The organism is Maritimibacter harenae (assembly GCF_009882975.1).
Classification (GTDB): domain Bacteria; phylum Pseudomonadota; class Alphaproteobacteria; order Rhodobacterales; family Rhodobacteraceae; genus Maritimibacter; species Maritimibacter harenae.
The window spans coordinates 38,789-59,765 of record NZ_WTUX01000012.1; the positions used below are offsets into that span (position 1 = coordinate 38,789).

21 protein-coding genes and 2 pseudogenes are annotated in these 20,977 nt (G+C 63.2%); 6 read left to right on the forward strand and 17 right to left on the reverse strand.

Annotated features, from left to right (window positions below):
- Positions 1-7: 7 nt before the first annotated feature.
- Both GQE99_RS10425 and GQE99_RS10430 read right to left on the reverse strand, forming a co-directional pair.
- Complete coding sequence (locus GQE99_RS10425) at positions 8-1,246, reverse strand: iron-containing alcohol dehydrogenase (protein WP_328794087.1); 1,239 nt, start codon at positions 1,244-1,246, stop codon at positions 8-10.
- Positions 1,243-2,733, reverse strand: coding sequence for an NAD-dependent succinate-semialdehyde dehydrogenase (locus tag GQE99_RS10430; RefSeq protein WP_161351555.1), 1,491 nt, complete (start codon positions 2,731-2,733; stop codon positions 1,243-1,245). The genes GQE99_RS10425 and GQE99_RS10430 overlap by 4 nt, the downstream gene beginning before the upstream one ends.
- Positions 2,734-3,051: 318 nt before the next feature.
- Between GQE99_RS10430 and GQE99_RS10435 the strand changes: the two genes are divergently transcribed.
- Both GQE99_RS10435 and GQE99_RS10440 read left to right on the forward strand, forming a co-directional pair.
- Positions 3,052-4,698 (forward strand): flavin-containing monooxygenase, encoded by a 1,647-nt coding sequence (locus tag GQE99_RS10435; RefSeq protein WP_161351556.1) that lies wholly within the window; start codon positions 3,052-3,054, stop codon positions 4,696-4,698.
- 93 nt (positions 4,699-4,791) lie between these two features.
- Positions 4,792-5,262: an acyl-CoA thioesterase gene (locus GQE99_RS10440; protein ID WP_161351557.1), complete on the forward strand. Its 471-nt coding sequence runs from the start codon at positions 4,792-4,794 to the stop codon at positions 5,260-5,262.
- Positions 5,263-5,350: 88 nt separating this feature from the next.
- Here the strand turns inward: GQE99_RS10440 and GQE99_RS10445 are convergent.
- From GQE99_RS10445 to GQE99_RS10460, 4 genes and pseudogenes are all read right to left on the reverse strand, one after another.
- Positions 5,351-6,477 (reverse strand): annotated as a pseudogene (locus tag GQE99_RS10445) (IS3 family transposase).
- Between the two features lie 178 nt (positions 6,478-6,655).
- Positions 6,656-7,138, reverse strand: a pseudogene (locus GQE99_RS10450) (replication initiation protein); the annotation flags it as partial.
- Between the two features lie 391 nt (positions 7,139-7,529).
- The gene (locus GQE99_RS10455; protein WP_161351558.1) at positions 7,530-8,501 is read right to left on the reverse strand and encodes a fumarylacetoacetate hydrolase family protein; all 972 of its coding nucleotides are present in this window, start codon (positions 8,499-8,501) and stop codon (positions 7,530-7,532) included.
- Between the two features lie 28 nt (positions 8,502-8,529).
- On the reverse strand, positions 8,530-9,201 hold the full coding sequence (locus GQE99_RS10460) for a TetR/AcrR family transcriptional regulator (protein WP_161351559.1): 672 nt from the start codon (positions 9,199-9,201) through the stop codon (positions 8,530-8,532).
- 104 nt (positions 9,202-9,305) lie between these two features.
- Between GQE99_RS10460 and GQE99_RS10465 the strand changes: the two genes are divergently transcribed.
- Genes GQE99_RS10465 through GQE99_RS10480 form a run of 4 tightly spaced genes read left to right on the forward strand, consistent with a single transcriptional unit; the run spans position 9,306 to position 13,315 of the window.
- Entirely contained in the window at positions 9,306-10,385 is a 1,080-nt protein-coding gene (locus GQE99_RS10465; RefSeq protein ID WP_235917193.1) for a C4-dicarboxylate TRAP transporter substrate-binding protein, read from the forward strand.
- A 50-nt stretch (positions 10,386-10,435) separates the two neighbouring features.
- Positions 10,436-10,990 (forward strand): TRAP transporter small permease subunit, encoded by a 555-nt coding sequence (locus GQE99_RS10470; protein ID WP_161351560.1) that lies wholly within the window; start codon positions 10,436-10,438, stop codon positions 10,988-10,990.
- Positions 10,987-12,300, forward strand: a complete 1,314-nt coding sequence (locus GQE99_RS10475; RefSeq protein WP_161351561.1) for a TRAP transporter large permease — start codon at positions 10,987-10,989, stop codon at positions 12,298-12,300. Before GQE99_RS10470 ends, GQE99_RS10475 begins: the two co-directional genes overlap by 4 nt.
- Positions 12,301-12,313: 13 nt before the next feature.
- Positions 12,314-13,315 (forward strand): MBL fold metallo-hydrolase, encoded by a 1,002-nt coding sequence (locus tag GQE99_RS10480; protein WP_161351562.1) that lies wholly within the window; start codon positions 12,314-12,316, stop codon positions 13,313-13,315.
- 72 nt (positions 13,316-13,387) lie between these two features.
- Here GQE99_RS10480 and GQE99_RS10485 read toward each other — a convergent pair whose 3' ends face one another.
- The 11 genes from GQE99_RS10485 to GQE99_RS10535 form a co-directional block, all read right to left on the reverse strand.
- Positions 13,388-14,587, reverse strand: a complete 1,200-nt coding sequence (locus GQE99_RS10485; protein WP_161351563.1) for a thiolase family protein — start codon at positions 14,585-14,587, stop codon at positions 13,388-13,390.
- A gap of 255 nt (positions 14,588-14,842) precedes the next feature.
- Positions 14,843-15,064: a hypothetical protein gene (locus GQE99_RS10490; protein ID WP_161351564.1), complete on the reverse strand. Its 222-nt coding sequence runs from the start codon at positions 15,062-15,064 to the stop codon at positions 14,843-14,845.
- 98 nt (positions 15,065-15,162) lie between these two features.
- Positions 15,163-15,798: an urease accessory protein UreG gene (ureG, locus tag GQE99_RS10495; RefSeq protein WP_161351565.1), complete on the reverse strand. Its 636-nt coding sequence runs from the start codon at positions 15,796-15,798 to the stop codon at positions 15,163-15,165.
- Entirely contained in the window at positions 15,795-16,433 is a 639-nt protein-coding gene (locus GQE99_RS10500) for an urease accessory protein UreF (RefSeq protein ID WP_161351566.1), read from the reverse strand. Before GQE99_RS10500 ends, ureG begins: the two co-directional genes overlap by 4 nt.
- On the reverse strand, positions 16,423-16,896 hold the full coding sequence (locus GQE99_RS10505) for an urease accessory protein UreE (protein WP_161351567.1): 474 nt from the start codon (positions 16,894-16,896) through the stop codon (positions 16,423-16,425). Before GQE99_RS10505 ends, GQE99_RS10500 begins: the two co-directional genes overlap by 11 nt.
- 8 nt (positions 16,897-16,904) lie before the next feature.
- Positions 16,905-18,626, reverse strand: a complete 1,722-nt coding sequence (gene ureC / locus GQE99_RS10510; RefSeq protein WP_161351568.1) for an urease subunit alpha — start codon at positions 18,624-18,626, stop codon at positions 16,905-16,907.
- Positions 18,627-18,711: 85 nt separating this feature from the next.
- Positions 18,712-19,194, reverse strand: coding sequence for a GFA family protein (locus GQE99_RS10515; RefSeq protein ID WP_161351569.1), 483 nt, complete (start codon positions 19,192-19,194; stop codon positions 18,712-18,714).
- Positions 19,195-19,249: 55 nt separating this feature from the next.
- Positions 19,250-19,555: an urease subunit beta gene (locus GQE99_RS10520; protein ID WP_161351570.1), complete on the reverse strand. Its 306-nt coding sequence runs from the start codon at positions 19,553-19,555 to the stop codon at positions 19,250-19,252.
- Positions 19,552-19,728 (reverse strand): hypothetical protein, encoded by a 177-nt coding sequence (locus tag GQE99_RS10525; protein ID WP_161351571.1) that lies wholly within the window; start codon positions 19,726-19,728, stop codon positions 19,552-19,554. The genes GQE99_RS10520 and GQE99_RS10525 overlap by 4 nt, the downstream gene beginning before the upstream one ends.
- 10 nt (positions 19,729-19,738) lie before the next feature.
- Positions 19,739-20,041: an urease subunit gamma gene (locus tag GQE99_RS10530; protein ID WP_161351572.1), complete on the reverse strand. Its 303-nt coding sequence runs from the start codon at positions 20,039-20,041 to the stop codon at positions 19,739-19,741.
- A 1-nt stretch (position 20,042) separates the two neighbouring features.
- Complete coding sequence (locus GQE99_RS10535; protein WP_161351573.1) at positions 20,043-20,879, reverse strand: urease accessory protein UreD; 837 nt, start codon at positions 20,877-20,879, stop codon at positions 20,043-20,045.
- Positions 20,880-20,977 lie beyond the last annotated feature (98 nt).

A 20,977-nucleotide genomic window follows, 5' to 3' on the forward strand; every position in this document is an offset into this window, starting at 1 on the left:
TAGACCACTAGCTCCTGTCGCCGGCGACCCCCTTCTTGAGTACCTCTTTGACCAGATCTTCTGTCAGGTCCGCCGGGTTATTTAGAACGAGCCTACGCGCGGACACGGCAGATTTGGCTATCTGATCAAAATGCTCTTCCCGGACGCCTAGGGATGCAAGCTCCAATGGCGCTCCAACCGCCCCCAAAAGCTCCTCAATGCGCTCAATCGCGGCCATTCCATTGGTATCGTCCGTTGCACCTTTGCTGGACACGCCAAGAATCTCCGCCATCCTGGCAAATTCTTCACGAGCATACGGCTGATTAGCCCGCATGACGTATGGCAACAGAGCACCGACACCAAACCCATGCGGCGTGTGGTCAATGGCCGCCATCGGGCTCTGAATTGCGTGCGCTGCAGCAGTCCCTGTCGTGTTTATGACCATACCCGCGCAATAGGCCGCGAACATCACGTCCGAACGCGCACTCAGATCCTCAGGAGCTTCGACCACCCGCGCCAATGACCGGTTCATTAGCCGCAAGCCCTCTTCGCAAAACACGTCAGTAATTCGGTTTTTGCCTACATAGACCTCAGATGCTAGCTGGTCGGCGCTCGGGTTCTTCGGTCGCGCCGTGTAACCTTCAACAAGATGTGAAAGCGCATCGGCCGCCGTCGCTGCAGTTAGCGAAGGTGGACACGTCACTGTGAGTTCCGGATCGATGATAGCGACATTCGGCACAATATGCGTGTCCGCGATAGCCATTTTCATCTGCTTTTCTTCATCGAACACAATAGCCAAGTTTGTAACCTCGGCCCCAGTGCCGCCCGTGGTCGGAACTGCAATGGTAGGTACTGTCGGACCAGGCACGGCGAATTCCCCAAAATAGTCGCGGACGTCTCCACCATAGCGCAACACCGCCGAACATGCCTTCGCTAGGTCCATGCAGGACCCACCACCAAGCCCGACGATCAAATCTGGCGCGGGGTCGGAGAAGCGCGCGACTACTTCGGTCACATTCGACCGGGGGAGTTCGGGCAGCGCATTTGTGAACGCGCTCACCCGAAGGCCTTGGTCTTCAAGATCGGCCTTCAGCTCAGCGAAGATTTGGGTACTGGCCATCCGCTCGTCCGTTACGATCAAAACGGTATTACCCATACGCCTTGCGAGTCGCCCGAGCTGTCGCCTTTGCCCGGGACCGAAAAGTACTGTGGTCGGCTGACGCACGAGCCCGAGCCCCAGAGCGTTAGTCATTATATCTGCCATCATGCAACTCCCGCATCCTCATCGACGGTGAGAGCAATGTACTTGTCCTCCATGAACTCATAAATGCCATCGTGACCGGCTTCACGCCCGATACCCGAGGCCTTGGTTCCACCAAACGGTGCGGCTGGGTCCGCCATGATGCCGCGGTTCACACCAACCATTCCGAACTCGAGACGTTCACCGAAAGTGATCGCCCGGGACACGTTCTGCGTGAACACATATGATGCAAGACCGAAGTCACTCGTGTTGGCAAAGGTGAGCGCCTCGAGTGTATCTTTCACCGGAAAGATTGTTGCGATCGGCGCAAACAGCTCGTTCGAACACATGACATCATTGGGCCCCTCAAACCGCACCACGGTCGGATTGAAGAAATAGCCGGCCCCATCCACAGGGGTCCCGCCTATCATTACCTCCCCACCCGCAGATGTCAGCGAAGCAATTGTGTCGCCAAGGCGGTCGCGCTGCCGGGCCGAAATCATCGGGCCAACATCTACATTCGTCATTCCGTCGCCCACTTTGAGCTCACGGACAGCAGCGAGAAATTTCTCTGTGAATTCCCCCTCCACTTTCTTGTCTACGATTATCCGGTTTGCGGCCACGCAGGCCTGTCCGGCATTCCGGAATTTACAGATTACCGCCTGTTCAACTGCAAGGTCGACATCTGCGTCATCCAACACAATAAACGGACCATCACCTCCGAGCTCCATAGAGCAATCGGTGATGTTCTTTGCCGCGAGCTCCATTAGGATGCTGCCAACACGCGTCGAGCCAGTGAAAGACACCTTCTTGATCCGCTTATCGGCCATAAGCGGCCCCGAGATCGATGAAGAATCTGTTGTGTGCAAGAGGTTCATCACACCATCCGGGAAGCCGGCCTGCTGCACCAACTCAGCGAATAGCCCGCAGGTCAATGGCGTCTCTTGTGCAGATTTCACGACCAACGTGCAGCCCGCCGCCAGAGCCGCACCACCCTTACGCACAATCATGAGCAGCGGGAAGTTCCAAGGCGTGATCAGAAGGCAAGGACCAATCGGCTGTTTGGCCACCATAATCCGAAAGCCGCCATTCGACGCAGCTGAATAACTTCCGTGGACATGTGCGCTTTGCTCTGCAAACCAGCGCAGGAAATCACAGGACAGTTTGAATTCGGCGCGCGATTCGGTCAGGGGCTTGCCGCTCTCCATGGTCATTATCCGCGCAAAATCGTCTTCCCGCTCAAGCATCAAATCATGAAGCCGATGCATCAGTTCAGCACGCTTGCGCGGCGAGACAGAACGCCAACCGTCTTGAGCCGCGACGGCTGCCCCGAGCGCCTCAAGCGCCTCGTTTTCCCCGGAGTTCGAGACTCTCGCAAATTCTGCGCCATTCGCCGGGTTCGACACGCCGAAGCTCGATGGTCCGTCACGCCATTGCCCCGCAATGAACAAGCGGCCTTCAGGTTGCTTGAAATTGAGCGCCGTCTGGTCCGGCTGCGGCGAGTTGTTAGTCATGACTTCCTCCTGTGCCCTGAGACCCTACGGGCTCGATCTAGATTTCAATGTTATGATAATATCGTAATACGATACTCTAGGATTCGCAAGATAGCTCTATCAAGCTGCATGGAACAAAAATGAGAACTTCAGCTTATTGACGCGACTTCGTCATACCGTAATACTGTATGAGGAACAAGATTCGAGACTCGCCGTTTTCGGTCAAGCTTTGCCCAAGCCAAGCATCCTTGGTTGCCTACGGAGCATGCAGAGGCCGGAAGTGGAGTTGCCAGATGACTTTCGGCGTCGCCGAAGGAAGACAAAGTGGGAGGCTTTACTATGAATGATTCGAATTCCGCAGCACTTGACGGGTTGCAGCTTGATGTGGCTGTGATCGGCGCTGGCGTAGGAGGATTGTACGCACTTCACGTCATGAAAAATGAGCTTGGCATGAAAGCTCAGGGCTTCGATGAAGCGGACGATGTCGGCGGTACATGGTACTGGAATCGCTATCCAGGCTGTCGCGTCGACACTGAGTCTACAGTATACACTTATTCCTTCGACCTGGACATGTTCCAAAACTGGAATTGGTCGGAGCGCTACGCCAAACAAGAAGAAGTGCAAGGCTACCTGAGCGCGGTCGCAGACAAGCATGATCTGAAATCTGCCATCAACTTTGGCACCCGGATTGAGAAGGCCGACTGGCTCGAAGACGAAGGCCGGTGGCTGCTGACGACTAAGAACGGCGAGAGGATTACCGCTCGCTATGTAATTGAATCGGTTGGCCTTCTATCGTCGACATATGCGCCGGAGTTCCCCGATCAGGACAAATTCAAAGGCGACGTTCTGGTCTCCTCCAAGTGGCCGAAAGATGACCCGGACCTGTCTGACAAGCGCGTTGCGGTGATCGGCACAGGGTCCACGGGCATCCAGATCATAACGGAACTTGCTGGCAAAGTCGGCCACCTGCACGTTCTCCAGCGCACGCCACAATGGGTCGTGCCGCTTGGAATCGGGCCTTTCCCGCAGAAAACCCGTGAACGGATCAAGAAGGATCCTAAAGGCTTCCGTGACTGGGCCCTCGACACTGGCACGGTGTTCGGCTTCCAAGAAAGCACTACGTCTGCCCTAGAGGTTTCCGAGGAGGAGCGCCAGCGCATCTACGAAGCAGCTTGGCAAAAAGGGAACGGCTTCGAGTTTCTTCTCGGAACATTTTCCGACCTGACAGTCACGCCGGAAGCCAACAAAACCGCGACTGACTTCATCAAATCCAAGATCGATTCGATCGTGAAGGACCCTGAGACTGCAAAAAAATTGACGCCAACTGACTACTACGCCAAGCGTCCATTGGCCGCAGATAACTACTACGAGGTGTACAATCGGGACGATGTCTCCCTGCACGATGTAAAGACCAACAAAATCGAACGCTTCACTGAGAAAGGGCTCATTATCGGTGGCGAGGAAGTCGAATTGGACGTGGTCATCATGGCGACGGGCTTCGATGCTATGACCGGCAACTATCTCAAAATTGATACAACCGGACGTGACGGGAAGAAGCTTAGGGATGCTTGGTCAGACGGCCCCCATACCTACGCGGGCCTTGCCGTGTCCGGCTTCCCAAATCTTCTTATGGTTTTCGGCCCGTTCAGCCCTTTCACAAGCCAGCCGCTAGTTCACGAGTGGCAAGTCGACTACTTCACTGACTTGGTCAAAAAGGCCGAAGAAGTGGGTGGCGTAATCGACGTGGACGAAGAAGCCCAAGAAAATTGGGTCAAAATTTGTCAGGAGGGCATGGCGGGGACGCTTTTCGAGGTCACTGATAGTTGGATCAATGGTGCCAACATTCCAGGCAAACCGCGGACGTCAATGTGGTATATGGGTGGTATGTCCAGCTACATGGTCGAAATGAATAAGATCCGCGACGAAGACTATCGCGGGTTCAAGATCTCGCCAATCGAAGAAACCCGCGGATCCAAGATCGCTTGATCCAAATACTGCCTGCCGCTAACGCGTTGGCATAAATTGACAAGACGGGGCAGATAGCCTTTCTTAGGCTTCTGTCCCGTTACTTTTCGCAAGATGACAATGCGCACACGATCCAATTTTTTGAAAGGCGACCCGCGCCAGCTGAAGTTTTCAGTGTCGCCTGAATGGTCTTACGGGATCGGTGTGGAGGCAGCATGGTCCGACCTCGATAAACTAGGACATGTCACCAACTCCGCTTTTTGGCGTTGGAGTGACGATGTAAGAGTTCAATACGTTATCGATATGGGCTTGCCAGTTCCCGCCCGAGACGCTCCATCAGTAGTGGTAGTCCAAGCGGCAGGCGAGTTCCATAAGGCGATGGAGTACAGACAAGTCGGTTTGATGACTTGCCGTACGACACGACTCGGCAATTCCAGTTTTGATACCGAACATGCGCTTTGGCTAGAGAGCGGAAAAGCATTCACTGCAACTTTCACTTTGGTTTTGAGCAATATCAGCATCGGCGGCTCCATTCAATTGCCGATAGCCTTCAAAGAACGGATCGCGGCCCTGGACGGCCTGTGAGTGGCTGCTTCATGGTCGACTGAGTCCTTAAAGCTGAAGCCGCCTAGGGTTGCATGATCAGACCCACCTGAGTGGTCCGGTTTGATTGTTAGTGCATGACCGGTCTCGGGTCCATCGGGACGATGGTTTCCGGGGCGGGAGGACGATAGCCCAAGGCACTATGTGGTCGTTTGGTATTGTATTATTTCCTCCATTTTTCGATCAGGATTTCCGCTTCCCGAACGCTGTAGAAGACTTCTCCGTTGAGCAGTTCATCGCGGAACCTGGCATTGAAGCTTTCGCAGTAGCCGTTCTCCCAAGGTGACCCGGGCGCGATGTAGGCGGTCTTGGCGCCGACGGCCCTGATCCAATCTTGAACGGCCTGAGCCACGAACTCCGGGCCGTTGTCAGACCGGATGTAATCCGGCACACCCCGCATGATGAACAGGTCGCTCAAGGCATCGATCACGTCACCCGAGTTTAGCTTGCGCTTCACCTTGATCGCCAGGCATTCCCGGCTGTGCTCGTCCAGGATGTTGAGCGTCCGGAAGACCTTTCCGTCCTCCGTCCGGCAGTGGACAAAGTCATAGCTCCAGACGTGGTTCCGATACTCCGGCCGAAGCCGGACGCACGATCCATCGTTCAGCCAAAGCCGTCCCTTCTTTGGTTGCCTCATCGGTATCTTCAGCCCCTCTCGCCGCCAAAGCCGTTCCACACGCTTGTCGTTGACCTCCCAGCCGGCATCTCTCAGCAGAGCCGCGATCCGACGATAGCCGTAGCGGCCATACTGCCTCGCTAGCTCGATCATGTCCGCGACCAGACGCTCCTCATCGGCACGGCCATGCGGCACCTTCCTCTGCGTGGATCGGTGCTGACCCAGGACACGGCAGGCGCGTCTCTCGGAGAGATGGAACCGGGTGCGAACGTGATCGATGCAGGCACGGCGGCGAGCGGGGCTCAGAAGTTTCCCTTTGCCGCCTCCGCCAGGATCAGCTTGTCCAAAGTCAGATCCGAGACGGCTTTTCTCAACCGTTCGTTCTCTTTCTGGAGGCGCTTCAGTTCCCTGAGTTGGTCGGTTCCCATACCGCCGTATTGCTTGCGCCAGCGATAATAGGTCTGCTCAGTAATGCGAACCTCGCGGATCGCATCCACCCGCGCCATGCCTTGCCCGACAAGCACTTCAACCTGCCGCAGCTTCGTGACAATCTCTTCCGGCTTGTGTCTCTTCGTAGCCATTCTAATCCTCCGTTTTCCTAAACATAACGGCGGACCACTATAGTGGGGGAGGATCATCCGGCGGTCGGCGTCACTTTGCGTGGGCGTGCGCGCGTCGACCAGCGCCTTGATCCGGGCCAGACGCCGGGCCCGGTCGCTCGACGGCGCGGGCGCGGCTTCGCCCTGCACCGCCCGCCTTGATCGCAGCCGACAGGTAACTCACCGGATTGCGCACGCCATTCTGGCCCGACACATAGTCGACCTTGCGGGCGACATAGGCCTCGCCGTGCTCGGTGATCCACTGGCGGTCAAGCCGGTCGCTCACCCCCAACTTGCGCAGCCGCGCACAGACGGCGCCATTGCGCAGTCCCTCGCCGTCGTCGAGGTCGAGGATCGCCAGTTGCGGGTTTTCCTCGATCCGGAACCAGATGTCGGTCACTTGCCGGCCCATCTTCTTCACCTCAGGGGTCACGATGATGTTCGAGGTCTTGTCCACCTCCGCAACCGCCGTCTTGATGATCTTGGCGTTCAGATGCTTGTAGCTCTCGTAATAGGCGCTGTCGGCCACACCCATCAAACGACGGAACAGGTCGAGCGACCACCACCCCGTGCTCCCCGTGCGCACGAAGCGGTAGCAATTCTCGTAGAGCGCCAGCGCATACCCACTCGTGAACCGGCGCTCCCAGTAGTCAGTGGAACCGTGCACTTATTTCGAGCCAAAAACATTTCTTTGCCGCATCAAAGCCTTGAAGTCACCTCAACGCGCCCGCCGAGAGCATTCAATAAACACGCCCTGAGCGGCTCTTCATTGCGTTGGTACGAATGTTGGCTTTTGGAAATGTTCTTGACTTAAATATCTGGAAAATATTGGAATTTGATTCCCGCTACCCGCTCCACTCCAACATGCAAGAGACAGCAACGGCGCGAAATAACGCTCTGTTCTTCCGCCCATGGCGCGCAGCCTCATGGGTCACGTCTCGCGCATCGGTCCGGTCTCCGGCGATGACGGGACGTACATGCAACGCTAGAGGCCCCGACGGGCCTGGTATCGCTGCATGCACGGCTGCAGGGGTCTAGGCCCCCGGCTTGACCAGACGATTGCGCAGGATACCGATGCCCTGCACCTCGAGCTCGACCACGTCGCCGGGGCTCAGGAAGCGCATGTGTTCCAGCCCGCAGCCGTTGCCCACGGTGCCCGAACCCAGGAACTCGCCCGAGTGGAGTGTTTCCGAGGCCGAGATGTGTTCGATCAGGTCCGCGAACGACCAGTGCATGGTCGCGGTCGACCCCCGACCCCATTCCTCGCCGTTCACGCGGCAGATCATGACCTTGTCGTAGGGATCGCCGAACTCGTCGGCCGTCACGAGGCACGGGCCCATCGGGTTCGCGGTGTCGAAGTCCTTGCCCTTCGCCGGCCCCAGCGAGCCACCCATTTCGGCGGTCTGGGCGTCGCGGGCGGTGAAATCGTTGAAGATCGTGTAGCCGAAGACGTGGTCCATCGCGTCGGCCTTCTTCACGTCCTTGGCGGGCTTGCCGATATAGACGCCGAACTCCAGCTCGAAATCCATGAAGTTGGAGTAGCCCGGCCAGATCACGTCGTGCTCGTGGCCCACGACCGAGAACCGGTTGGCCTTGTAGTAGATCGGTTGGTCGTAGAACGTCTGGGGCACCGAAAGGATGCCCTTCTCCTCCATTTCGCGCTCGGCGGCCTCGGGGTCGTCGAACTGCTGGGCGCGCAGCTTGCGGGCTTGCTGGAACGCCTGCACCAGGTGCGTTTCGAAACACAGGCAGTCGCGCATCTGCGGCGGCGGCGCGATGGGGGCCATGAGTTTGACCGAGGCCCGGTCGATCACCGCGTCGCACTTGGCGCCCTCGACCGCTTCCCGGGCCCGCGCCAGCGCCTCGTCGCCGCCTTCCGCGATCCACAGGACCGACGGCACCGTCCCGCCGGAGGCCGCGGCCAGATCCACGATCCGCTTGTCGTCCGAGACGAGCGCGCCGGGGCGGCCGATGCCGTTGCCGGTGTCGTAGGTTACCAGTTTCATCCCAATTCCTCCCTGTGGGTGCCCGCGTTCAGCCGCGCGTCTGCGACCGGTCGCGGTATTTCAATCCGGCCGACAGGATCGAGCAGACGTGCACCGCCGCCTCTTCCCACCGGTCCGAGCTGACTTCGCCATCGGACAGGCGCCCGATGCGGCCGTTGTCGGTGAGGACGATCGTCATCGCCCCCAACATCGTGTGATAGGCCCAGTGCACCTCGGCCTTGGTCCAGTCGGGGAAGCACTCCCCGATCGCCGCGATCAGCATGTCCGCGACCGGGTCGAACATCTCCTTGAAGACGCCGCGCGCCTCCGCCTGCGGATCGGACATCTCGCGGGTGACGATCCGCCCGAAATCCGCCGAGGGGTCGTCGCCGCGCAGCGCGAACATGGGCCAGATCAGCGCGCGCACCACCAGGTCGACGCGCCGGTCGAGGTCCGGCTCGGCGCGCGCCATCTGAAGGCCCGCGACCCGCTTGTCGATCACCGTCGGCGTGCGCTTCTCGAAGATCGCGCGGTAGAGCCCCAGCTTGGACCCGAAGTGATAGTTCACGAGCGCCACCGGCACCCCGGCCGCCTGCGAGATCCGGCGCACCGTGGCGCCGTCATAGCCGAACTGGGCGAAGACCGATTCGGCCGCGGAGAGGATTCGCTCCCGCGTCGGCTCAACCGGATCGGTCTTGTTTTTATGGGCTTTCGCCGACATGCGGGCTCCTTGTTGATCATGATGATAATAATCTTGAACGGTTGTTCAATCCCCACTACCGTCGAGATCGGAGGAAATCGGCGAAAGCCATTAGGGAGGAAAACATGAAAACCATTCGGATGAATATGTCCGCGCTCGCCTTCGCGGCGGCGGCGGTCGGGACCTCGGCCCCGGCGCTGGCCCAGGAGACCCTGAACCTGACCATCGCGACAGGTCACCCCGCGGTCTTCCTGTGGGTGAAGCACATCGGGGAGACCTTCATCCCGACCCTTAACGAGGAGCTCGCCAAGACCGGCGAGGTCGAGGTCAACTGGACCGAGGCCTACGGCGGCACGCTCGTGAAACTGGGCGGTGAAGCACAGGCGATGCAGGACGGGCTGATGGATGTCGGCCAGGCGATGGGCGTCTTCGACCCGGCGAACATGGGCATCCTCAACATGACCTACGCCATGCCCTTCGGCCCGACCGATCCGCGGCTCGTGACCGAGGCGGCCGAGCACGCGCTGATGTCGACCGAGGGCTTCCTCGACCAGCTCGCGGATGCGACCGGCGTAGTCTACATCGGCGGCGGGATCGCCATCGACGGCTACAACATCGCGACCACCATGCCGCTCGAGACGCGCGCCGACATGGCGGGCGTGAAGATCTCCGGTGCCGGTCCGAACCTGTCCTGGCTCGACGGGACCGACGCCGTGGGCGTGCAAGGCAGCTACGTGAGCTTCTACAACGACATCAAGACCGGCGTGTCGGACGGCGCGATCGGCTGGATCACGGCGAACGCGCCGGCGAAGCTCTGGGAGGTCGCGCCCTACTACAACAAGGTCGAGTTCGGCGCGATGTACGTGGGCGGCCTCGCCGTGGCGCAGGACCGCTGGGAGAGCTTCTCGGACAGCACGAAAGAGGCGTTCCGCGTGGCCGCCAAGGCTTACCAGGATGCCTATTTCGACGAGCAGGCGGCCAACATCGAGGCCGCGACGCAGGCGATGCTGGATGGCGGCGGCGAGATCGTCGAATTCGACGATGCCGAGCGCGACGCCTGGATCGAGAGCATGGCGAACCCGGCGACGGCCTGGAGCGAAGCGGCCGCCGCACGCGGTGAGCCGGTCGACGAGATCCTGTCGTCCTACGTGGACTACCTCGCGGACGCGGGCTTCACGTTCCCGCGCAACTACCTCGAAGACTGACCGACCGGCCCCGGCGCGCACCCGTGCCGGGGCCGAAAGGACCCCCCGGAATGACACAAGAACCTGACGCCAATCCCACGCCGCCCTGGCGGCGCGCGGGACGAGGGGACGGACCATTGGGGCCCGTGGTGGCCGGGCTGAACGCACTGGGTTCGGTCTGGATCATCGCGCTGATGCTCCTCGTCTGTGCCGACATCACCATGCGCACCCTGTTCAACGCCCCGATCGCGGGTGTCGCCGAGATGGTCGCCTTCTCCATCGTGGGGATCGTGTTCCTCCAGTTGGCCCATACGCTGCGCTCCGGCGCGATGACGCGCTCGGACCTGCTGCTCACGCTGGTCGCGCGCCGCTCTCCCCGGGCCGCGCGGATCATGCTGGCGGTGTTCAACCTGGTGGGCGCCGTGCTTCTGGCGCTGACGGTCTGGTACTTCCTGCCGTCGCTGACGAAGGCTTGGACCCACCCGGAGCGCAACTTCATGGGCAACCCGGGCTTCTTCCGCATCCCCACCTGGCCGCTCTACCTGTTGATGGCGATGGGCATGGTAGCGACGCTGTTTCAGTACCTCGCTTCGGCGTGGCAGAACCTGCGGGGTGAGAACGCATGAGCGGGCTGGAGATCGGCTTCGCCTCGATCGCCGCGATGCTGGTCCTGATCTACTCGGGCCTGCATGTCGCGATCACCCTGATCCTCGTCAGCTTCGTCGGCGTCTGGCTGATGCGGGGCAATTTCGACCTGGCCGCGAACCTGATGGTGGCGGCCTTCAAGGATTCGATCTCGGACTACCTGTTCGGCGTGGTGCCGCTCTTCGTGCTCATGGGGCTCGTGGTGTCGGTGGCCGGGATCGGGCGCGACACGTTCGACGTGGCCCAACAGGCGTTCCGCAAGATCCTGGGCGGGCTGGGCGTGGCCACGGTGGCCGCCAACGCGATCTTCGCGGCCATCACCGGCATCTCCATCGCCTCGGCCGCCGTCTTCACCAAGGTCGCCGTGCCCGAGATGCGCCGCCACGGCTACACGCCCCACTTCTCGGTGGGCGTGGTCGCGGGATCGGCGGTGCTGGGCATGCTGATCCCGCCCTCGCTTCTGTTCATCCTCTACGGCGTACTGACCGAGCAATCGGTGGGCGACCTGTTCATCGCCGGGGTGATCCCGGGGCTCCTCCTATCGGCGACCTATGCCTTCGGCATCGTCGCGATGGGCAAGTGGGCACCCGGCTTCATCGGCGGACAGGACAGGTCCACCGCCGATCTGCCCCTCATGTCGGCGGGCCAGATGCTGGCGAAGCTCGCCCCCATCGTGATCCTCGTCACGCTTGTGCTGGGCGGCATCTACGGCGGCGTCTTCACACCGACCGAGGCGGGCGCCGCCGGGGCCGCCGGGGCGCTGGTCATCGCGATCGTGAAACGCCGGCTGGGCTGGCGCGACTTCTGGCAGGTGCTGGTCCAGACCGGGCACACCACCGCCTCGATCTGTTTCCTGATCATGGGAGCGACGCTCTATTCCCGGATGCTCGCCCTGTCGGGCATGCCGGGCTGGCTGGGCGACTCAGTGCTGGGCGCGGGCTTCGGGATCAACGGCGTGGTGATCTCCATGATCGTGGTGATGGTCATCCTCGGCACGATCCTCGACAGCGCGTCGATCATGCTTCTGGTGCTGCCCATCGCGGTGCCGATCCTGACCGGGCTCCAGGTCGACCTGATCTGGCTCGGCGTGATCGCGATCCTGGCCGTCGAGATCGGGCTGCTGACCCCGCCCTTCGGGCTGGCGGTCTATGTCATCAAGTCAACTCTCGGGCCGGACAGCGACATCACGCTCGGCCAGATCTTCAAGGGCGCCGCCCCCTTCGCGTTGATGATGGTCCTCGTCCTGGTCCTCGTCTTCATGTTCCCGGCGCTCGCCACCACCCTGCTCTGACGGAGGAAAACCAATGCGGAACTGGAAAAACCAAAAGGGCCTTCAGGAAGTTGCCAACGGCGTCTGGGCCTACCTGCAACCGGACGGGTCCTGGGGCTGGTCGAACGCGGGGATCATCGCGGACGGCGAGGCGAACCTGCTGGTCGATACCCTGTTCGACCTGAAATACACGCGCGAGATGCTGGACGACATCAAGGCGAACGTCCCCGGCGGCGACAAGATCGGTATTCTCGTCAATACCCACGCCGACGGCGACCACACGTTCGGCAACCAGCTGGTCAAGGGCGCGCGCATCATCGGGACGGAAGGCACGGTCAGCGATTTCGACCGCTTCGACCCGGCCTTCCTGGACCAGGTGATGAAGGATCCCGGCCAGTTCGGGCGCGCCGGCGCCTTCATGGCCGAGTGTTTCCGGCCCTTCGATTTCTCCGACATCGAGCTCACCCCGCCGACCGAGACCTTCCGCGACCGGATGACGATCAAGGTGGGCGACAAGACGGTGGAGTTGATCGAGGTCGGGCCGGCGCACTCGCTGGGCGACGCGCTGATCTACGTGCCCGAGGACAAGGTCGTCTATACCGGCGACATCCTGTTCAACGAGGGCACGCCCATCGCCTGGTACGGCCCCATCGCGCGCTGGGTGAATGCCTGCAACATCATCCTCGACATGGATGTCGACGTCGTGGTGCCCGGCCACGGGCCGATCGCCACGAAGGAAGACGTGCGCCGGATGCGCGACTACCTGCTCGACGTGACCGAGATGGCCCGCCCGCTCTACGAGCAGGGCATGGACTTCCTCGACGCCGCTTACAAGATCGACCTGGGCGAATACCGCGACTGGCCGGATGCCGAGCGGGTCATCGTGACCATGCGCACGCTGTTCGACGATTTCGAAGCGGCGGACGAGCGGCCGGTCCACGTGCCGGTCCCGTTCTTCGAGATGATGCAGGACATGCGCAACCACCTGGGCAAGCCGCGGGTGCACGACGAATGGTGCCAGGCGCACGATCACTGACACCCGCACCTTCGCGTGACAAAGGCGGCGTGATCCCACGCCGCCTTTGCTTGTTCTTCCCGGACTGGCCCCTCAGCGCACGCGCAGGATCACCGCCATCGCGCTGTCGCCCGCCGCGCAGCCCTGGAACAGCCCGGTGCCGCCGCCGCGGATTTGGAGTTCCTCGATCATCTCGATGATCGCGCGCAGCCCGGTCGGCCCCTGCGGGTGTCCCCAGACCAGCGACGAGCCGTAGTTGTTCATCGTCTTCCAGTCGATGTCGAAAGCACGCGCGAAGGCGATGTCGTTCACCGCGAAGGGATTGTGCGACTTCAGCACGTCGATGTCACCGATGCCCAAGCCGGCCAGCTCAAGCGCCCGGTTCGCCGCGCGGATCGGGGCGGCGGGCATGTGGGCGATCTCGTCACGCCCCTGGGCGACGGCGAGCACCTCGACCACCGGGCCGTCCTTCCTCGGCGACAGCGCGCGCGCCCGGTCCTCGGTCGCGCACATCACGATGGCGGCAGAGCCGTCGGCGGGATGCGTCTGGCCCGCGAAGGTGACGGACCCCTCGGGCATCACCGGCTTGAGGGCCGCCATCTTTTCGGGCGAGGACGGGTAGATCCCTTCGTCGCCCGTGAGCGTCTTGACGGTCTTGCGGAACCGGCCGTCCGGCACCTCGAACTCGGCCGCCATGTAGCGTTTCTGGAAAGCCCGGTCGTCGGCCAGGGCAGCGGCGTATTGCTCCGAGCGGAAGGCCGCGACCTCGTGCTGCTCCTCGGTGGAGATGCCCACCTTGCGCGCGACGTTGTCGGCGGTGTCCACCATCGCGCACTTGGCGAAGGGATCCTTGTTGAAGCTCTCGAGCACGATGTTCTCGCCCAAACCCGTGCCGCCCGGCGCGTCGGGGGCCGGGTAGTAGGCATGCGGGCCGTTCGACGTGCGATCGCCCGAAGCGATGAGCGCGGTCTGCACGCCCGAGGTCGCCATCTCGCCCATCGCCGTGGCCACGAGCCGCGCGCCGGTGGCGCAGGCCTGGTTCACGGTGGGACCCGCCAGGTGCTCGGCGCCGATCATCGCGGTGAACCACGGGGTGCCGTAGAAGCTGCGGTATTGCGGGACGGTCATGCCGTAGGCGGCGAAATCGAAATCCTCGACCGAAAGGTCACGCTCTGCCAGGGCCGACTTGGCCACGTGCGCGGCGAACTCGATCGAATGCAGGTGGGCGAAGGACCCCTGCCAGCGGGCGAAGGGTGTCGACCAATAGGCCCCGTAGGGAATGAATGCTGTCATGTCGCTCTCTGTCTGTGGGTCCGCGTGCGTGACCGCCGGTGTTCAACGTGACGCGCAGGATCACGGCACAGGGCCGTGCAAGGGATCTGCCCCTCATCCTCCCGTCCGGCACATCGCCGGATGCGCCGCGGGCGCACATTGTTTGAGAGCCAACATTAATGTCAAGCCGATGCCGGCCCGACCGGGACGCGTGGCCCCGAAAAAGCAAAAAGCCGGGCATCATGCCCGGCCATCGCTTCACCGTCCGATCAGGGATCAGAGGTAGTAGGTGTCCGCGAACACGTGGCGGACGATGCCGTCACGGGTCAGACCGCGTTCGGCCAGCTGGTCGTCGGTCATAGCTTCGAGAGCGGCGATCTCGGCCTGGCGCGAGCGCGCCTCGACGTAGGCTTTGCCAAACGCTTTCAGGCGGTCGGCGATGCGCGCAAAGATCGGATGCGACGCGGCGAAATCGGAGTTGGTTGCAGTATAGGCCATCTTGGGAACCTCAGATTAGTGTTGCTCAGGGTTTCCCCCCTCGCCGAACTAACTAGGTCAGCACGCGTTCCCGAAAAACAGACACTTCGGCAATGCCGCTATGCAGCATTTGCAGACCCCTCCGGACGCAACCTCAATCCCCCAATGTTTTCAATATGCTGGACGATTTCCGCAACACCCTCGCCATGCCGCAGCGCGGAAAATACGAAGGGTTTGCCGTGCCGCATCCGGGTCGCGTCGCGCTCCATCACCCCGAGATCGGCCCCCACGTGGGGCGCCAGGTCGCGCTTGTTGATGATCAGAAGGTCGCTCCGCGTGATCGCCGGACCCCCTTTGCGGGGAATCTCTTCCCCGGCTGCCACGTCGATGACGTAGAGGGTGATGTCGGCCAGTTCCGGGCTGAAGGTGGCCGACAGGTTGTCTCCCCCGCTTTCGATCAGCACCAGGTCGAGATCCGGGTGCCGATCGGTCAGGTCCGCGACGGCGGCGAGGTTGATCGAGGCATCCTCGCGGATCGCGGTATGCGGGCAGCCGCCCGTCTCCACCCCCACCACGCGGTCGGCGGGCAGGATCTGCATCCGGGTCAACGCCTCGGCATCTTCCCGCGTATAGATGTCGTTGGTGATCACGGCCATCGAACATCGATCCTTGAGCGCGCGGGCGAGCTCTGCGGTCAGGGTGGTCTTTCCGGCCCCGACCGGGCCACCGATGCCTACTCTGAGCGGTCCATTCATGTGCGGAAGATCCTCGATCTCTGGGTTTCGTGCTTCATCGCCGCGATGTCCGACAGGAACGACGACGACGCGATATGCGTGAGCTCGCCATCCGCAGCCTCGGCGGCCGTCTCCGCGCAGACGGGGGCGAGCGCCCGGATCACCGTCTGTGCTTCGGTCTGCCCGATCGGACCCAACCGCTGGGCGGCGGAAACGAGGTTCGACACGAACGCCTGCAGGTAGAGCGTCAGGGCAAGATCGAGCGGCAGCTCCTCGATCGCCGCCGCGCGGCCCAGCGCCACCGGGTAGGTGAGACCGGCAAGGTCGGCATCCCAGACATGGCCCACCACGTCGCAGAACGCCCGCCCCTGTGCCTCGGCCTCCAGCAACCGCTCGCGGCAGGGGGCGAAGGCGCGCGCGGCCGCGTCGATTTCGGAGAGGGCCGCGCGACCATGATAGGCGGCGGCCACGAAATGCGCGTCCGCGTTGGCGCTTCCCAGCGTCAGCAGATCGGTGAGCCACGTCTCCAGATCGGCGGCCGAGGTGATCCACCCGGCCTCGAACGCCGCTTCCAGCCCGTGGGAATAGGTGAAGGCTCCCACCGGAAAGGCCGGAGACAGCCATTGGTTCAGCGTCAGAACGGCATCAGTGCGCATGTTCGTGCCCTCCGTGCGAATGCGAATGATCGTGCCCGTGCGTGCGCCCGTGCCCGTAGGCCCCGCCTTCCGGCGTGAACGGTTCCACCACCTCGCGCGTGGTCGCCCCCAGCCGGGCGAGCATGTCCGCCATCACGTGGTCCCGCTGGATCAGGATGCGCCCCGGCGCGATCTGCGCCGGCGTGTGGCGGTTGCCGATGTGCCAGGCGAGCCGTACCAGGTCCGGCCCCGTCACCTCGAGCAGCGCCTCCTCGGCCGGGGCCACGCCCACGGTGCGCCCATCCTCCAGAACGAAGGCATCGCCCGCGTTCACGCTTGTGGTCTGCGCCAGGTCGACGAGGAACCGCTCGCCCGACGCAGCGATCAGCACCTTCCGCCGCAGGAACCGCTCGTCATAGGTCAGAACCACCGTTAGGTCCGGGTGGTGCTCGTGCACCGTGGTCTGGGCTATCGGCAGGGTCATCTCACACCTCAGAACAGGAAGTACCGCTGCGCCATCGGCAGTTCGGTCGCCGGTTCGCAGGTCAGGAGTTCGCCGTTGGCGCGCACCTCGTAGGTCTCCGGGTGAACCTCGATCTCGGGCGTGGCGTCGTTCAGGACGAGGTCCTTCTTGCCGATCCCGCGCGTGTTGGTCACCGGCACCGTGTTCTTCATCAGCCCCAGCGTCTTGGCGATGGACGAGCCATGCGCGCTCGCGCTCACGAAGGTCACGGCGGAGTTCTCCACGGCGCGGCCCATCGACCCGAACATCGGGCGGGAATAGACCGGCTGTGGCGTCGGGATCGACGCGTTCGGGTCGCCCATCTGGGCCACGGCGATCATGCCGCCGATCAGCACCATCTCGGGCTTCACGCCGAAGGTCGCCGTGTTCCACAGCACCAGGTCGGCGCGCTTGCCCACCTCGATCGACCCGATTTCATGGCTCATTCCGTGGGCGATGGCGGGGTTCATCGTGTATTTCGCGATGTAACGGCGCACCCGGAAGTTGTCGTTGTCGCCGGTCTCCTCGGCCAGTTTCCCGCGCTGCTTCTTCATCTTGTCGGCGGTCTGCCAGGTACGGATGATGACCTCGCCCACGCGCCCCATCGCCTGGCTGTCGGACGCGATGATCGAGAACGCGCCCATGTCGTGCAGGATGTCCTCGGCCGCGATGGTCTCGCGACGGATGCGGGACTCCGCGAAGGCCACGTCCTCGGGGATCGACTTGTCGAGGTGGTGGCACACCATGAGCATGTCGAGGTGCTCTTCGAGCGTGTTCACCGTGAAGGGCCGCGTCGGGTTGGTGGACGAGGGCAGCACGTGCTCCTCGCCGCAGATCTTGATGATGTCCGGCGCATGGCCGCCCCCGGCCCCTTCCGTGTGAAAGGCGTGGATCGTGCGGCCTTTCATCGAAGCGACCGTGTTCTCCACGAAGCCGCTCTCGTTCAGCGTGTCGGTGTGGATCATCACCTGCACGTCGAGGTCGTCGGCCACCGACAGGCAGCAGTCGATCGCGCCCGGCGTGGTCCCCCAATCCTCGTGCAGCTTGAGCGAACAGGCCCCGGCCATCACCTGCTCTTCCAGCGCGGCGGGGAGCGAGGCGTTGCCCTTGCCCGCGAAGCCGATGTTCATCGGCACCCCGTCCACCGCCTGGAGCATCCGGCCGATGTTCCACGGCCCCGGCGTGCAGGTGGTGGCGAGCGTGCCGTGCGCGGGCCCCGTGCCGCCGCCCAACATCGTCGTCAGACCCGAGTGCAGCGCGTCCTCGATCTGCTGCGGACAGATGAAGTGGATGTGGCTGTCGAAGCCCCCGGCGGTCAGGATGCGCCCCTCGCCCGCGATCACCTCGGTGCCCGGGCCGATGATGATCGTCACGCCGCCCTGCGTGTCCGGGTTGCCCGCCTTGCCGATCCCGGCGATCCGCCCGTCCTTGAGCCCCACGTCGGCCTTGTAGATGCCGGTATGGTCCACGATCAGCGCGTTGGTGATGACCGTGTCGACCGCACCGCCCGCACGCGGATGCTGGCTCTGCCCCATCCCGTCGCGGATCACCTTGCCACCGCCGAACTTCACCTGGTCGCCGTAGCCGTCGGCATCGGCCGTGAGGTCGCGCTCGACCTCGATGATGAGGTCGGTGTCGGCCAGCCGCACCTTGTCGCCGGTGGTGGGGCCGAACATCGCGGCATAGTCGGATCGTTTGATGGTTGCTGGCATCACTCTGTCCCCTCGGACCTGAAAATCTCGTTCGTCCCGGCCGCCGTTCCCCGCGAGGTCGCGGCCCTGTCAGTCATTGCGTCCATCACGCCACCCAGCACCCGTTGGCCTCGTGCCAGTCGGCGAGCGACAGCTCCGGGTAGGCGTCGAATACCTCGTCCCAGGCGCCGATCTCCGGCGTGACCCAGTGGGGTTTGTCGGCCATGAAGATGTGCGTCAGCTTCGGCGGCACCGGCAGCGGCGTGTCGATCACGCTCGCCACCGGATGGACAAGCTCGGGCCAGCGCGGGTCGAAGAGCCACAGCTGCGACCCACAGGACGTGCAGAAGTAGCGCTCCGCCTCGGAATGGGACCCGTCGTCGCGCGTCGCGTGGAACAGGCCCAGCTGGTCCCAGTCGTTGACGCTGAGCGTGTCGGTCACCGCCCCGATGTTGACCGAATACCCGCCGCCCGCGGCGCTCTTGCGGCAGATCGAGCAATAGCAGCGCTGATAGGGCACCGGCGTGTGGCTCTCGACGGAAAACCGCACCGCGCCGCACTGGCAGGACCCGTCGAGCGTCATGGGCATCGCGACACCCTCCCCGGCCGGGATGGACCCGGCGGACATATGCCCGACAGCCTTCTCAAAGCGCCCCCATGACCTTCTGGTTGAAGCCGAAGACCTTGCGGTCGCCACCGATCGGGATCAGCGATACCTCGCGCGACTGGCCCGGTTCGAAACGCACGGCGGTGCCCGGCGCGATGTCGAGCCGTTTGCCCCGCGCCGCCTCGCGGTCGAATTCGAGCGCGCTGTTCGTCTCGAAGAAATGGTAGTGCGAGCCGACCTGAACCGGGCGGTCGCCGGTGTTGGCCACCATCAGCGTGGTCACCTCGGCGCCGGCGTTCAGGACGATCTCACCCTCGGCCGCGATGATCTCACCGGGGATCATGCCCGGGCCTTCACGGCACGCAGGACGGCGACCGCCGACAGGGTCATGGCGATGACGAAGGCGATGCCCGCGATCAGCAGGCCGTCCTTTTCATGAAGGTGCAGCGTGACGCCGTGACCGGGATGGGCGAGCGCGGGGGCCGTGGTGGCCAGAAGGGCGATCAGGTAACGCATGTGTTTCTCCTCAGCGGATCGGGTTGTGAACGGTGACAAGCTTGGTGCCGTCCGGAAAGGTGGCCTCGACCTGGACCTCGTGGATCATCTCGGGCACCCCCGACATGCACTGGTCGCGGGTGATGACGGTCGCCCCGGCCTGCATCATCTCGGACACGCTGCGCCCGTCGCGCGCGCCCTCGACCACCGCGTCGGTGATCAGCGCGATCGCTTCCGGGTGGTTCAGCTTCACGCCGCGTTCGAGCCGCTTTCGCGCCACCTCTGCCGCCATCGCGACCAGCAGCTTGTCTTTTTCTCTCGGGGTCAGGTTCATGTCACAGCATCCAGGGTCTTGGTATGTCGTTGTCGTTGAGCGCCCGGATCGCGGGCACAAGCGCGCGCCTGAGGGCGAAAGCATCGGGGGCCACGATGCGGCAGGTCAGGAGATCGGGCGACTGAAGGCTCACGCCGCCGGTCGCGGGCATCAGGCCGCGCAGGCGGTCGACCCAGGCTTCCGCATCCGCCCCGGCATAGACCAGCGCGGCCAGCGCGCGGTGGCCGGCCATCGTGCTCGCCCGCGTCATCTGCGCGTCGATGTTCCCCGACAGCGCCACGCCATCGAGATAGACGGGCCGGCCCGCGCGCCGGATCTCGACCCGGTCGCGGAAATGCCCGGCGCGCAGCCGCTCGCCCATCGCGACGCGGCCGAAGATCAGGGGCTCGACCATGAGAAACCGCGCGTCGGCGGCGAGGTCGACGGCCAGCCGGCGCTCGAAGTTCAGCTTGTCGTACAGGATGGTTTCCTGTGGCAGCCAGTTCACGCGTCCGCCCGCCGCCACCGAAAGATGCGTCTCGATCCGCCCCGCGGTCTTGCCACGCGCCGCGTACGCACGTTCGCAGGCCTGCGTCGTCAACGTGACCGTCGTGTGGGGCCCGGCCTCCGCCTCGACGAAGAAGCGGTCCCCGCCGGTGACGCCGCCGGCCGTGTTGATGAGCATGACATCCAGCGCCGGACCCGCCGGGCGCGGGAAGAGGGCTTTCATGGAGCCCGCCATCGACAATCCGTCGATCACGCTCGCCCCCGCCCGAAGCTTGGAACTGACCCGCACCTGCCCGCGTGCGCGCGGCTGGTGTGCCTCGTGCTCCAACGTGGCCCCGGGGTGCAGGTTCATGATTCCTCCGCCTGTCTCCGCGCCACCTTGGGGCCGGGGCGGCGGGGAGTCAGCGGGCGGGCCCGCGCGGGGGCCGGATTTGGCAGGTCCGCGCAGGC